The 14,905-nt window shown below is 32.6% G+C and carries 15 protein-coding genes and 1 tRNA gene; 4 read left to right on the top strand and 12 right to left on the bottom strand.

Annotation, left to right across the window (positions count from 1 at the left end):
* Positions 1–7 precede the first annotated feature (7 nt).
* Genes IPO86_03280 through IPO86_03270 form a run of 3 tightly spaced genes read left to right on the top strand, consistent with a single transcriptional unit; the run spans position 8 to position 1,818 of the window.
* Positions 8–577, top strand: a complete 570-nt coding sequence (locus IPO86_03280) for an RNA polymerase sigma factor (GenBank protein ID MBK9727120.1) — start codon at positions 8–10, stop codon at positions 575–577.
* A gap of 2 nt (positions 578–579) precedes the next feature.
* On the top strand, positions 580–1,302 hold the full coding sequence (locus IPO86_03275; GenBank protein ID MBK9727119.1) for a hypothetical protein: 723 nt from the start codon (positions 580–582) through the stop codon (positions 1,300–1,302).
* A gap of 30 nt (positions 1,303–1,332) precedes the next feature.
* Positions 1,333–1,818 (top strand): hypothetical protein, encoded by a 486-nt coding sequence (locus tag IPO86_03270; GenBank protein MBK9727118.1) that lies wholly within the window; start codon positions 1,333–1,335, stop codon positions 1,816–1,818.
* 242 nt (positions 1,819–2,060) lie between these two features.
* On the opposite strand, the gene IPO86_03265 is transcribed toward IPO86_03270, so the two are convergent.
* The gene (locus IPO86_03265) at positions 2,061–4,493 is read right to left on the bottom strand and encodes a gliding motility-associated C-terminal domain-containing protein (GenBank protein ID MBK9727117.1); all 2,433 of its coding nucleotides are present in this window, start codon (positions 4,491–4,493) and stop codon (positions 2,061–2,063) included.
* A gap of 201 nt (positions 4,494–4,694) precedes the next feature.
* Between IPO86_03265 and IPO86_03260 the strand changes: the two genes are divergently transcribed.
* Positions 4,695–6,140 (top strand): polysaccharide biosynthesis C-terminal domain-containing protein, encoded by a 1,446-nt coding sequence (locus tag IPO86_03260; GenBank protein MBK9727116.1) that lies wholly within the window; start codon positions 4,695–4,697, stop codon positions 6,138–6,140.
* A 1,061-nt stretch (positions 6,141–7,201) separates the two neighbouring features.
* Here IPO86_03260 and IPO86_03255 read toward each other — a convergent pair.
* The 11 genes from IPO86_03255 to IPO86_03205 form a co-directional block, all read right to left on the bottom strand.
* Positions 7,202–7,275: transfer RNA gene (locus tag IPO86_03255), tRNA-Met, on the bottom strand.
* A 130-nt stretch (positions 7,276–7,405) separates the two neighbouring features.
* Positions 7,406–8,176, bottom strand: a complete 771-nt coding sequence (locus tag IPO86_03250) for a tetratricopeptide repeat protein (GenBank protein MBK9727115.1) — start codon at positions 8,174–8,176, stop codon at positions 7,406–7,408.
* On the bottom strand, positions 8,167–8,889 hold the full coding sequence (locus IPO86_03245) for a hypothetical protein (protein MBK9727114.1): 723 nt from the start codon (positions 8,887–8,889) through the stop codon (positions 8,167–8,169). The genes IPO86_03250 and IPO86_03245 overlap by 10 nt, the downstream gene beginning before the upstream one ends.
* 20 nt (positions 8,890–8,909) lie before the next feature.
* Positions 8,910–9,668, bottom strand: a complete 759-nt coding sequence (locus tag IPO86_03240) for a hypothetical protein (GenBank protein MBK9727113.1) — start codon at positions 9,666–9,668, stop codon at positions 8,910–8,912.
* Positions 9,669–9,670: 2 nt separating this feature from the next.
* On the bottom strand, positions 9,671–10,456 hold the full coding sequence (locus IPO86_03235; GenBank protein ID MBK9727112.1) for a Nif3-like dinuclear metal center hexameric protein: 786 nt from the start codon (positions 10,454–10,456) through the stop codon (positions 9,671–9,673).
* The gene (gene rfaE2 / locus IPO86_03230; GenBank protein ID MBK9727111.1) at positions 10,456–10,944 is read right to left on the bottom strand and encodes a D-glycero-beta-D-manno-heptose 1-phosphate adenylyltransferase; all 489 of its coding nucleotides are present in this window, start codon (positions 10,942–10,944) and stop codon (positions 10,456–10,458) included. The genes IPO86_03235 and rfaE2 overlap by 1 nt, the downstream gene beginning before the upstream one ends.
* Positions 10,945–10,961: 17 nt before the next feature.
* Positions 10,962–11,990, bottom strand: coding sequence for a flippase-like domain-containing protein (locus tag IPO86_03225; GenBank protein MBK9727110.1), 1,029 nt, complete (start codon positions 11,988–11,990; stop codon positions 10,962–10,964).
* Positions 11,991–11,996: 6 nt separating this feature from the next.
* Positions 11,997–12,344 (bottom strand): aspartate 1-decarboxylase, encoded by a 348-nt coding sequence (locus IPO86_03220; protein MBK9727109.1) that lies wholly within the window; start codon positions 12,342–12,344, stop codon positions 11,997–11,999.
* 60 nt (positions 12,345–12,404) lie between these two features.
* Positions 12,405–13,262, bottom strand: a complete 858-nt coding sequence (locus tag IPO86_03215; GenBank protein ID MBK9727108.1) for a pantoate--beta-alanine ligase — start codon at positions 13,260–13,262, stop codon at positions 12,405–12,407.
* Between the two features lie 339 nt (positions 13,263–13,601).
* Positions 13,602–14,144, bottom strand: coding sequence for a cupin domain-containing protein (locus tag IPO86_03210; protein ID MBK9727107.1), 543 nt, complete (start codon positions 14,142–14,144; stop codon positions 13,602–13,604).
* Positions 14,145–14,429: 285 nt separating this feature from the next.
* Entirely contained in the window at positions 14,430–14,759 is a 330-nt protein-coding gene (locus IPO86_03205) for a cupin domain-containing protein (protein ID MBK9727106.1), read from the bottom strand.
* Between the last annotated feature and the right edge of the window lie 146 nt (positions 14,760–14,905).

Genomic DNA, 14,905 nt, shown 5'->3' with positions numbered 1-14,905 from the left:
CATACAGATGGCAGGAAATACAATACTGGAAGACCAAATTATCCTTGAATGGATCAGTAAACCGGAATCTTTAGAAAAAGGATTCAGGGCCTTAGTTGAAAAATTTCAACAAAAGCTGTATTGGCATATTCGGAGAATGGTTTTATCGCATGATGATGCCGATGATGTCCTCCAAAATACCTTTATAAAAGTATATAGAAGCATCGAACAATTCGAACAAAAAAGCAGTCTGTTTACCTGGCTATACCGAATCGCTACGAATGAAAGTTTGACTTTTATCGAACGGAATAAAAAATTCCAATATGATTTTGTAGAAAACCAGGAGGAGCATCCTGCAATTAGTCAATTAAAAGCGGATCCATATTTTGATGGTGATCAAATTCAACTTCATTTGCAAGAAGCTTTAACAAGACTGCCAGAGAAACAAAAACAGGTATTTTTATTGCGCTATCACGATGAAATGTCTTACAAAGAAATGTCTGAAGTATTACAAACTTCAGAAGGTGCTTTGAAAGCTTCGTATCATCATGCAATTAAAAAAATTGAAGACTATTTTAAAATAAAAGAACTAATTTAAAAATGAACGATTCTTTAAATATACATGAAGATCCCAAATTACCACACGAGGAAATATTAAAACATTCTAATCCGTTTATAGTGCCGAATGCTTATTTTACAGATTTAACAGATGGTATTATAGTTCGTGCCAAACAAGATGAATTTTTAAATAAAATCAATCCAACTATATTTAAATTACCTGCAGACTATTTTACAAAATTTCCAGATCATATTCTAGATCGGATTCACAAAGAAAACAAAATAGAACAGTACAATTCTAATGTTTTTCAATTACCAGTCAACTATTTTGAGAATTTAACAAATAGAATTATGGATCGCATTGAAAAAGAAGCGATCCCTCAAGAATTGAATCAAAACGTCTTTAAAGTTCCCAATGGATATTTTGAAAATTTTTCAGATAAAGTATTATCAAAAATAAAATTAAAACAAAATTCAAAAATAATACCAGGCTCTTTTAAAAAGCTTTGGGTCTTTAGTGCTGCTGCAAGTTTCGTTATAGTCATTTCCTGGTTTGTTATGAATTTATATAACACATCCACCCATGTTGATTATTTGGCAGCGAGCTCGGAAGAAGAATTATTAGAGTATGTTTCTACCTACTCGAATGAATTTGAACATCAAAGTTTGGCAAGTATTTTAAATGAAGATGAACTCAATTCTCTTGAAATCATGGAGACTATGGATGATGAAACATCCGATTTTATCATTGAGCTATTTGAATAATAATAATTAAGAAATTTTAAATCGAAATCTATGAAACGAATATTTTTTATCACCCTTTTCCTGATAAGCAAGCTTATCATTGGAACTGCTCAAGACGATCCAGAGATGCGTCCTGAAGGTAAACAACGAATGATGGAAAAAATGGAAGCCATGCGGGTTGCATTTTTAACAAATAAACTAGATCTGACTACAGAAGAATCAACTCATTTTTGGCCAGTCTATAATGAATTCTCAAAAAAGAGAATGGAATTGCGTAAGGATCTGATCTTTCATAAAAGGGATGCACGCAAAAACGAAATGACAGATGAAGAATCTAAAAAAGCTTTAGAAGATCAATTTAATATTCAGGAAAAAGAACTTTCGCTTAAAAAGAATTATTACGAAAAATTTAAAGCCATTTTACCATCAAAAAAACTTGCAAAATTAGAACCTGCTGAAATGGAATTTAACCAAGAAGTAATTCGCAAATTGAAAGAAAGAAGAGAAAACCGGATAGGAAAAAGGAATAAATACTAAATTATTATCAGGTATTCTATCCTTCTCTTTTTGATGCTGAAGTGAAGAATCAAAGAATTGGTATCATCATCAACCTTATTCTATTCTTACATTGGCTGGTAATTAAGTTTTAATACAGATTTAAAACTCGGATTTAAATCGAAATATCTTAACAATAGTTTGAATATCAATATAATTTAAGCGAATACCTGCCGTTAATATCGTATTGCAATGCGCTATCCTTGCTTTTGAAAAACCTTTAATTACCGAATTAATGAGACAGCACCTTTTTGACTTTTTTGAATCGGTGTACGATCAGTAAATCGAATTTTATATTCAGCATGATACATATAGGTTTCGGGTGGTGCTTGTACAGACTTAAAGCGACCATCCCAGCCTAGTTTATAATCATTCGATTCAAAAACTTTTTGACCCCATCGATTAAATACATTTAATTTAAAGGCTTCAATAATTTCACCACAATGATTATAGGGCTTGAATTCATCATTGAGATCGTCCCCATTTTCAGGTGTAAATAAATTTGGAAACTCAAGGCAAAAACAATTATTAATTAAGGTCACATTAATTTTCAAAAGAACACAATCATTTAGTGTGTCTACGATTTCATTGGTATAACTTCCAGCTGTAGTAAATAATTTACTTCCAATCCGTATAGTATCGCAAAAATAAAGTGTATCTATTGGATTCTTTGGATCCAAATCTACTATTGAATCTAAAAATATTTTCGTCACGTTTAATTTAATTTCTAAACTATCACAGCCTTGCTGATTTTTTAGAATCACATTCGCATTTGAATTTGATTGGGTAAATGTTTTATCATAAATTTTAAATTCTGATCCACAAAATTCATGATTCTCACTCCATTGTAATCGCTGCAAAAATTTTAAATCAAGTACAAAAATAGAATCACATTGTCCATTTGTCCCTGGTAAACTTACAGTATAAATACCTTCACTAGTGTAATTATTACCTTTAAAATTATAAGTTACGCCCGGACATATTGTTTCTTTAATTGTATCTTGAAACGCTGGCAATACTTCAATTGTTTTTGATAGTGTTTTTATTACACAACTAAATTGTAATACGAGTGTAACTGTATGGATACCTGGTGTGTTAAAAAAATAATCTAAATTTCCATCCTTATGTATTGTATCCTGATCTACGATCCAATATTTTATACCAGGTCCACCGGATTGGTCTATAAAACGAGCTTGCCCCGGACAAATACTTTGAGGCCCTTCAAAATCTGGTGTTAGTAATGGTATTTCTTCGCAAACAACAAAATCTTTTATCAATGAATCTTTAACATTAATGTAGTCTAGTACTTTGTTTCCAGATTTCGTTTGATATTTAAAATCAGCGATTTGCCAGCTTGGCTTATAAAGTGTTAATTCTGGTGTAACATCAATGTCATTACATCCTGAAAAAAAGAAATTATCTGTTTTAATAATTAATCCCTGGCTTACATTTTTATCAGTATAGGCTCTTGAAAATCCACCTAACAATACAGAACCCATACTACTTTTTCTCACCCGGGTGTACTGAGAACCATGCATATTATAAAGGAATGCCTTCCGAATGGAACCATCTTTACGGATTATATACAAGGCATTTTTATTTGGCGCACTTGGACCAGATATGTCATGATTAGAGAATGAAGAAGTACTCACACCAATTGCATAACCACCATCATCCAATAAACAAAGACCTTCCCCAATAGTACTAAAATCTCTACCAACATTTACTTCATATACATTTGCAAATATGAGGTTTAAAGCACTATCCACTTTAATCAAATAAGGATCACTTTCAGCCGAAGTATGATCTGTTTCAAGGATTGTTGTAAATCCGGTTATGAGATAATTATCTTCTTTGTCTACCAATATATCAAAGGCATTTGTTCGTTGATTATGGTAACCATAGGTTTTAAATTGGATTGGAATTCCAGAAGGATCTGTTTTTAAAATAAATGCTTGAAATGTAGTGTCTGCAATACATCTGCCAGTTACAATTAAATTATTTTTAGAGTCTAATTTTACAGCAAATGCTTCGTCATAAGTTCCTGCTGGATTTCCAAATGTTTTAGTCCAAAGGATGTTACCATTTGCATCTAATTTTAGCATATAAATATCGTCTGCTTGAAAATCGGTTCCATAAAATCCAGTACTCCCTACAATCACAAAACCACCATCTGGGGTCTTTACAATATCCCGGCCAAATTCAGTATTATTTCCGATACGCTTCATCCAGATTATCTGTCCATCCTTCGCTATTTTACCACACAAAATAGATGCTCTAAAAAAGCCAGTACCTAAATTAAAACTGAAAACAAGATCTCCTTGATCAGTTTCTACAATACCGGCATTGGTATTCGTTGGTGCCCCAGAAGCACCTAATACTTTTGTCCACAGGGTCTTTCCAGTACAGTCATATCGAGCTATAAATCCTTCAGAACGATTTAAACTATCTGTTAAAAAGCCAAGGGTAGCAAATCCATCATCTGAAAGTGTTTCAACATCGTAAAAACTTGCATCTTTATTTTTGACACCTGCTTTGAAAGCTTCAGGCGCATAGGTCTTTTGAAAGCGAATACTTTGTGCAAAACTTTGAGAAGCAGTAGATAATATAAAAACAAATAATAAAATCTGTCTATTTTGAAAAGCAGAACGACTCATGAACTTGAATTAGAGCTCCAAAATAATTCATTTAAACATATCAAATCAAAATATCATCAAATAATAAAGAATCAATACCTATTTATAACTAACATTTTTAAGAGGCTGCTTATCTGAGGTCTATAAAAACATGCGCCTTAGATATAAATATAGGATTAGCTCTTTTTCAAGTCTTTTCAGTTTGTATCTTGTGCGATTACAATGAAAAGAGAATTTGCAATTAATATTTTAATCCTATTGGTACTAGGTCTATTGATAAAAGCCTTTTATTTATTAGGAATAGACCGACAAATGCAATTGAAATTGGGGACAGAATCTTATGGAATCTATTTTCAATTACTTAATTTTACTTTACTTTTTCAATTTATTAATGATTTTGGCATCCAAAATTATACGAATCGATATGTAAGCCAAAATCGGAAAACAATACACCTTGAATATAAAGATTTTGCTGGTGTTAAAATTATACTTTCCATAATTTATGGTCTTTGCATTTTATTATTTGCTTTTGTGTTACCATTAGAAGCTGAAAGAGTTCCAATTCTGATGCATTTGGCATTTAATCAGGTATTGGTTAGTGGCATTTTCTTTTTTAGATCCAGCATATCTGGATTAGGTTTTTATAAAACAGATAGTTTTATCTCTATTTTAGATCGCATTTTACTGATTGCCTTGGGTAGCTTTTTGCTTTGGCATACGGCGTTCTCAAATTATATAGGAATTCAATCCTTTATTTGGATTCAAACGATTTCCCTTTCATTAACTTTAGTAACTGCTGTTTTATTTGTTGCAAAAAAACAGCTGAATATTTCAATAAAATGGTTAAAATATTCAGAAGTAAAAAAAATTCTACTTGCTTGTCTTCCCTTTGCAGGTATTTATTTATTTAGTTCATTATATAATAAAATTGATGTATTTCTTATAGGCAGAATAATGGAAAAAGGGGAGCATGAATCCGGAATTTATGCAGCCTCCATGCGATTATTTGAAGCCTCGAGTATGATTTCTTTAGCATTTGGAAGTTTATTACTTGCCATGTTTTCAGTACTCTATAATGATCAAAACAAATTATCAGATTTGTTTAAGATGTCCATGAATTTATTAGTTAGCCTAACGCTTTCGATTGTGCTTGTAAGTTGTTTTTATTCAAGTGAAATCATGAATTTATTATATCATCAATCAGATTTATATTGGTCCACTACATTCTCGCTCTGCATGCTTGCATTTATTCCTGCCAGTTTAAATTATATTTACGGTGCATTATTCCAGGCGATTCATAAAGAAAATAAATTACTATTTTATTATTTTATTGCATTCCTGATAAGTATTGGCGCTAATTTATTTATGATATCACATTGGGGAGTACTGGGTGCTGCATTTATTACCATAGTAACGCACTCTTGTTTGTTTTTAGCTCAAGTTTGGTACATTGAACGAAATACCAATATTAGACTTGAGTCAAAGTTTTGGTTAAAAATAATTAGTTTTATAATTTTATCAACACTACTTGTCTATGGCATTAAATTATTTGAATTAAACTGGTCGGTTAAAGCAATTTTATCAGGCCTAATTGTTCTGTTTTTAGCTTTTGTTTTCCGATTCATAAATGTCCGCGAGTTCATTGCACAAAAGAATCAAAGCAAATAATTATTTTACAATGTATGAATCTAATTAAGCACTCGATAATATCATATAATTCGCGTGTTTAAATTCACTAAAATAGGATGCTACCAATACATCAAAAGAGAATTTTTTCAATTGCATTTTATCCCTAATCTGATGAATTCCTATCCACTAAAAAAATAGTGTTCATTTTAAAAACCTACCTATTTAAGAATCCCATTCAAACACAAACTATCCAGTAAATAAAAATGGAACACATTTAAATTTGGGGACTAAAATAAAATGTCTTCAATATTAAATCTTATAGAATTCGATTCTGAATTTTCAAAATAATTTACTTATATCTATAGAGTGTAGCGTGATCAAAAATCTTTCGTTCTTTTGCAATCGCTCAAAAGAACCAAAAAGCTTGTTCGAAATAAGGCGCTTTTGCTTACTCACCAGGCATCAGCTTCTAATTTTCTACCAAAGTTTTTTGCTCAACACGATAGTGAAACTCAGATTCATTGAATAAAAGAAATTCCTTAAAGCAAGGGCGAAAAATACTCGCCACGCGCTGTATTTCGAACGGATACCCGATTATTAAAAGAAAAGATATTTCTTGCTTCCCAGTTTTTTAACCTGACCCATAAAAATACTAAAGGATATTCGTTTTTGCTGAATGATCGCGTTCCATAATATCATGCTTTGGTCGTCAAAACTAAACCCATTATGTAAAATTGAAATAATATCTAATTTGTAAGCATTTGGGGCTGGCTTCTTAAAATGTGCTTTATTCCTTGCAATAATTCCAGAATTTCGATTCTTTTCAATGAATAATAATTGCTGATAGAATTTAATTGGAAATTTATTAGCGATATATTTTTCTTTCCTAGATTAAAAAGAAGTCAATTCCTTAATCGACTCCTTCTTTTTATCTCTCTTTTGTAGCGTGAGGGAGGATTGAACTCCCGACCTTGCGATTATGAATCGCACGATCCCTGCCTACTTGACGAAGGTCAGGTAGGTAACCAGCTTTTCACTTTCATTTACATAAAAAAAGGAGCCAATTCCTTAATCGACTCCTTCTTTTTATCTCTCTTTTGTAGCGTGAGGGAGGGTTGAACTCCCGACCTTGCGATTATGAATCGCACGCTCTAACCAGCTGAGCTACCACGCCAAATCCTAAATATATGTGAGTGTGTGTGCAAAAAGTGGTAAATTTTAAATAATTCGGGTCGCAAAAATAGGATTTTTCTTAATAATGTAGGCTTTATTTAAAGAATTGCTTTTAGATTTTAATTTGACGTTCAATTTAACCTCGAAAGACCAGATTTAGCTTTCTGTTGCATCGATCGCTGATATTGGTCCGGTTTCCTGTCTAATACAGATTTAAAGTACGTGCGTGCTTCATTCTTTTGATTCAAGGCTTCTTTAATTAATCCCATTTGTAATAAAGCATTGCACGACATATAAGTCCGTTCCTCAAGATCAAAATGAACCGCATCTTCAAAATGAATCAATGCCTGCGCGTATTCCTTTTTCAACTGGAAAATTCTACCTAAACGATATGCGCACTCCAGTTGAAATACAGGGTTTTTATAATAATCATCTTTCACTTTTAAAAGTGTTTCCCATGCTTTCCCAACATATGCCCCATCACATAATAAACGCGCCCGCAATAAAATAGAATCCGGCTTTTGCTTTCGAGATGCTTCTAAATAGGCTTGTTTATCTTCATCGCTTACTTGAATTCCTTGAGTCAAACATTTTGAAATATATAAATGATACAAAGCTCGATTCCCATGAATTAAAGAACTCCACGCTAATTTTTGGTAACATTCTTTAAGATGTGATTGACCTTTATATTGCTGCAAATAAAATTTAAAACTTGGTTCTGCATTAACATCCAATTTTTGTAATTTTACAAGACCCAATAGAAAATGTAAATAAGGTAATTTATTTCGCTCTTCGATAGGCAGTGATTGCAAAATATTTATAGCCGCATCATTATAGTTTGCTCGAATTGCTAACCTGCTTTGTACAAATGCATATAAAGGATTGGGTTCCTTTAATCCCATTTTTTAATCCAATAATTATAGCCTTGCTCAGGTTTGTTTTCAAGATATGAAATTAAAAAACTCATGGCTCCATATGCCTCTTCTAAAAACAAATCTTGATTGGTTTCTGCAAACATTATAAAACCTTGTAATTCCTCTTTTCCAGTAACCAAATGTCCTTTTAAACCAATAAGTTGTGCCGCCCATTTAAATGATTCCGGAATTCCAGCAAGTAAAGCATGTAAAATACCCAAGGATTTATAACTATACTTAAAATCTGGATACTGCTCAACATTCGCTTCCAATAAACTAACAGCTTCCCGAAAATTTTGAAAACCAATTAGAAAATCACCTTGTTTAACATGAATCATTGCCCATTGAAGAAGTAACTCTGCTTTCAAAAAACGACTCCATTCAATTGGTAAAGCCGCTATTTCAATGGTGCGGAGACGAAGTTCTTTTTGTTTCTTAGATGCTTCTAAATCAGGTGTTTCTTCTAGGATAAAGTATTTATAAAAATCGATTGAGTTTTCAAGTAATAAATAGGCTTTGTTTGGATCTTTAATTGGCTTGTTTCCTAATTCAACTTTAGCCTGTTCCAAATCCAATTGCAGGATCGTATTATATATTGCTTTTATTTCAGGAGTGAATTTGCAAAAACTCTGCTGCGAATAGGAAGCACTAAAACAAAGAAAAGAAATACTAAATGAAATGACTTTGGATAGTCTAAACATTTTGAAGTTTGGATATAATATTATCCTTCCACTTCCATTATCTGATCGTCTACCAAGACACGACCGCAGTGTTCACAAGCAATGATTTTTTTACGCAATCCAATTTCTAATTGAACTTGAGGCGGTATTTGATTAAAACAACCACCGCAGGCATTCCTTTTTACCGTTACAACCGCAAGTCCATTGCGATATCTTAAACGTATATTATGGTAAGCTAATAATAATCGGGATTCAATAACTTTTCTATATTTTTCAGATTTTTTGGTAAGCGTTGCTTCTTCCTTTTCTGTTTTTTCAATAATTTTACTAAGCTCTTCTTTCTTTTCTTGAACTTCCTTTTGCTTTAAATCCTGACGTTCCTTTACGCCATCTAATGCCGTTTTTTTCAATTTTATTTGTTCCAACATTTCCTTCATTTTCTTTTCTGAAAGCTGAATTTCCAAACGCTGCAAATTGATTTCTTTATTTAAAGCATCATATTCCCGGTTATTCTTAACACCGTTTAACTGCTTTTCATACTTCTTAATATTCTCTTCAGAAGTTTTAATATTCACTTTATGATTCGATTGATCCTTCTCCATATCAACTATGGAAGATTCTAATTTAGTGATCCTGGTAATTAAACCTGCTATTTCATCTTCAAGGTCGCTAACAGCTACAGGCAATTCACCTTTTACGATATGAACCTGATCAATCTCAGAATCTATGATCTGTAATTCATATAATTGCTTGAGCTTCAAAGCTATAGGAAGATCTGTGTTAACTGTTGCTTTTGACATAATCAAAAATATTGAACCGGGTTAGTACTAATTTTCGTGCAATGGGTTGCAAAATTACGAAATTTCTCAGAAATCAAGCCAAATAATAGTTCAATTGTAAATTGTTCACTTTCAAAATGTCCAATGTCAAGAAGAACTATTTGTGAATTTGCCTCAAAAAATTCATGATATTTAACATCGCCTGTGATAAATATATCCGCTCCTGACTGAATGGCTTCCTGTATTAAAAATGCACCAGCACCACCCGTAACAGCTACGTTTTTAATTGTTGGTTTCAAAAATGAAGTATGGCGAATTAGTTTTGTTTGCATTCTATCCTTTACAAACTTTAAGAAATCCTGCGTTTGCATCTCCTGCTCCAAATTACCAAACATTCCTATACCAATTTCTGGATTACCCATTTTGGGTGACAGGATTTGTAAATTTTTAAGCTCTAATTTCTTAGCAATCTTTTCATTTACACCATGGCGAAACACGGAATCCAGGTTCGTATGAATAGCATAAATCGCCATGTCATTTTTAATTGCAAACATTACTGCCTGATCTACATAATGAATCCCATGAATCTTTTTTAATCCCTTAAAAATAATTGGATGATGACTTACAACCACGTTACATCCTAAAATTTTAGCTTCCTCTAATATGGCTAATGTGCAATCCAGGGAACACATAACACCTTTAATTTCCATTTCCGGATGACCTACAATTAATCCTGAATTATCATAGGGTTCTTGTAAATTTAAGGGTGCTATGGATTCCAGATAGTTTGCCAGATCGTTAACTTTCATCAAGATTTATTTTTAATCTTTTGTTCCACTAAACTCGTTGAATATCCTGCATGAAATGTCAATGAATAGACCTTGCCACCAGTGTTTAATACAACATCAGATCCTATGATTTGTTCGACTTTCCAATCCCCTCCTTTGACAAGTACATTTGGTAAAATTTTTGATATCAATTCAAAAGGTGTTTCTTCATAAAAAACAACAATTGCATCCACACTTTCCAAACCAGCCAACACAATCGCTCTGCTATTTTGTAAATTTATTGGACGACCGGCTCCTTTTAATTTGCGAACCGATGCATCTGCATTTAAAGCAACAATTAATTTATTACCCAGTGTTTTAGCTTCTGATAAATAACGAACATGCCCTTCATGTAAAATATCAAAGCAACCATTTGTAAATACTAAAACATTCTGATCGTTTTTCCATTCTTTACATTTTTCTTGTAACGATTCCTGTGTATAAATTTTCGATTCCAAAGAATACTTCATTTCTTTTACAAAATTAATTAACGGGATTTATTAAACCAGGGTAATGCAATTAAAGAACCAACTCCAAATATTATAAGTGCGAAAAATTGTCCGAATGTAAACGCTATATTAGCAAAAGAAAAGGCATCTGCCTGTTGTAAACCGTATAAACCTAAACCTAGAATTACCATAAAATGATATGTACCCATACCGCCTGGTGATGGTATAAATACTCCAAAGCTTCCAAATACATAAACAACCAGCATTGGAACTATTGGAAGATTTGCTGTTGGTTCAAAGGATTTACAAGCAAAAACGAACATGAGAAAGAACCAAACCCAAATAAGTATCGTGTGTATAATAAATTGATTTCGCTCTTTTAAATTTCGAATAGATCGGATGCCTTCCCAAACTCCTGAAATTAAACTTGCAAATTTCTTCACAAGTGATAATTCCAAAATTATAGCTCGAAAAAAAAATAACAAGGCTGCCACAACAATCAATAATCCTACAATATAATAATTTAAATTAAACGTTGGAATATGTGCATACTTTGTAAAAAAAGTTTGAAACAAAGGAAAATCTAGCGCAACAGCTAATAAAATTAATAATAAAAAAGAAAGCATATCTGCTATTCGATCTAAAACTACAGATCCAAATACTTTATCGAAAGGAAGTTTTTCATATTTTGAAAATATCATTGCTCTCACAAATTCACCGATCCTGGGAAACCCTAGATTTGCGAGGTATCCCACATTAATTGCACAATAAGCATTTGCAAAACGAGTATTATAATTCATCGTTTTCAGAATAATTTGCCACCGCACAGTACGTGAATAATTGGTCATTGCAAATCCAACAAAAATCATGAATATCCAAAAATAATGCAGCGTACTAAAATCCTGTTTTAACTTATTGAGTAAGCTGCAATTTTCAACAGGAATTTGTTGCAATTGACAATAATCTAAATAAGCAATCTGATTTTTATGAAATAAATAATACATAATACTTAAGCCAATACTTAAGAAAAGTATAAACTGCAAAAGTTTTTTCAGAAGTGATGACAAAGGATATTATTTAATCCGATTGTTTGCATCCACATGGATAGAAACCGGGTGAAAATGTTGTGCTTCCTCAGGAGTCATAAAGGCATAGGATATCACGATAATAATATCCCCAACTTCAACTTTTCGAGCTGCAGCGCCGTTTAAACAAATCATTCCAGAGTTCGGTTCTCCTTTGATTACATAGGTTTCAAATCGTTCTCCGTTATTATTATTAACGATCTGAACCTTTTCTCCCTCAAAGATATTAGCTGCTTTCATCAATTCTTCATCGATGGTAATACTTCCAACGTAGTTGAGATTTGCTTCCGTAACGGTAGCTCGGTGGATTTTAGATTTAAAGAATTGTAAAAACATGGGCGCAAAATTAGCAAAATACCAATACTAATCTTTAAAGGGTTTTTAGCTGCGTTTAGTTCAATTTAAACTCCCTTTTAGTATCAAATTATCGATTAATCTCACATCTCCAGCCCAAACAGCGATACAAGCGACAATAAAAGGGTGGTTTTCAGGATTTTCCAACAGCTCTAAACGAATGCCATCTACAACTTGTAAATACTCCATTTTCAAGCCTTTTTCAGTTATAAGCTGCCATACTTTGCTACACATTTCTGCAATTGGTTTCTGCCCAATATCCCTTTTAAGTTGCATAAGACATTCAAAGATGATTGGAGCCTTTTCCCTCATTTCTGGCGTTAACCTAAGATTTCGGGAACTCATAGCCAACCCATCGGTTTCCCTCAAGGTTTCTCCAATTATTAATTTAACGGGTAATGAAAGTTGCTGGATCATATGTTGAACCAGGGTAAATTGTTGAAAATCCTTTTGCCCCATGACCAAAAAATCCGCTTTTACAATATCCAATAAACGGTTTACGACCTGCAACATACCTTTAAAATGGCCTGGCCGAAATTCTCCTTCCATTACAAGATCCAAGCCTCCCAATTCAATATTTACAGAAGTATCAAGGTCTGGAGGGTAAATTTCATCGATTCTAGGAACAAATAGTACATCACAGTCTTCTTTTTCTAATAAATAAGCATCTCGTTCTAACATCCGTGGATATTTGATTAGATCTTCAGGATTATTAAACTGCGTAGGATTCACAAAAATGCTACAAACAGATACATCTGCATGTTTTTGTGCTAACTCAATAAGAGAAATATGACCTGAATGAAGTGCCCCCATGGTTGGGACAAAAGAAATCGTTTTGCCTAAGGATTTCTCCTGATTAAGAAAAATTTGAAGATTGTTAAGGCTTGTAAATAATTGCAATGTGTTAAAATTTGAGTAAAAATAGAGGAAATGCTGAAACTAATAGCGGAATCATGAATAGCACCATAAATGATGTTAGAACCTAATAAGATTTTGACTTCATGTTCAATTAGCTTCCAGTTCTAAAATGGATTAAAATGTTTTGCAGATTTGCGATGGGCGGGATTTTTACCACTGAACTTTATACGGAGCACAAAACTTTCAGCTACCACTAAATTGTCTGTCGAGCACTTAAACCCGCCTATTGCAAATGTGCTGTTATGAGTTCGTGCTACTCTGTCAATGAAGTCCGACTTAATCGGTTCTTTATAAAGTTGCTTGAATAATTGATTAACTAATTTAGAACGAAGCATTGTGGTCTTTAAGCGATTTTACCTTAGGTTTGAAAAATAATCTTCCGATAGCTGCAAAAACCTTGAATATAATGGCTGGTGCACCAGCAAACTTGTATTGTCCTTGAATTTCTTTGAGCAAATAGTCAAAATCAACTATCATCTGAAAACTCGGTTTATTGGGATTAGATTGACTGTTTATTATTTCAAACCCCTGCACCAAGACATATTCAATGTCAAGTGCAGGTTTATATGTCGCTCTGAACTTTGTCTCTCTGTCAAGTGGATTTGAAAAGGTGTGTGCCGTGTTTGCTGTAACATTAAAACTTTGTCCTTCTTCAAGAACAATTTTCTTGCCTTTAGCTGAAAGTTCAAGTTTGCCTTCAATAACTTCAAAAATTTCGTCTTGCAATGGATGAATATGTGACGGTGGACCATCTTTTCTAGCTGGAATAGTGCAGATAATCTCTGTAAAAGCACCTTGAGTGTCTTTCCCTGTCTTTACAAAGGTAATTGTTTCACCAGTTGATTTTTCTGTTATAGATTTCATATTGCTATAATTTAATTCTTTGTTTAATAATTATTGTTTTTAACTTCCAGTTTTGTTGTTTGTTCCAGATAATTTGATGTTAGCACTGTTGGCAAGCATGACGCATAACGCAAAGATAAATGCTATTATGTTTGCGCTATAATAGGCTTGTCCTGACTTAATTCCAATAAGGTAAATTAAATCCCATTTTTCAAATGAAATTTTTGAATCTGAACCAAACTAAAATTGTATTAAATATAGTTTCAGTAAAATAGTCCGTCTTCCAAACAAAAATATTAATATTCTTTAAACATCAGGATTTAGTTCTCCTCCTAACTTTCCATAAAACATTACCCAAGTTGCAAAATCATCTGAAAAATTTTCAAAATGATGTTCAGTGCCCGCTGGTACAAATAAAAAATCTCCTGGCTGAAATTTCATTTTTTCCTTTGATAATACAAAGTCCCCTGACCCAGAAATAATAATATATACTTCATCCCTATCGTGTGGCGACTGATAATCAATTTTTATGGGTTTATATATTTCAAGATTGAGACTACCATGTCGGAATAATTCTAGAAACAACTTCTTGGATAATTCTAATTGTTCTATCGCAGAACTGGTTGATAAATGCATCGTAAAATGATTAATTGGATTTAAAATTAAACTTTAAAACAAATTTATATGAATTTAAGGAATTCCTTTCATATAAATATTTAATACTGCAAACTTAACGATACTCTTATTTAATAATTACTTGCAGCGGCTTTTATTGATTTTGA

This window comes from Saprospiraceae bacterium (genome assembly GCA_016717265.1).
Taxonomy (GTDB): domain Bacteria; phylum Bacteroidota; class Bacteroidia; order Chitinophagales; family Saprospiraceae; genus Vicinibacter.
Note: the sequence above shows the minus strand (reverse complement) of the source record. Positions and strands in the feature narration are given on the sequence as shown.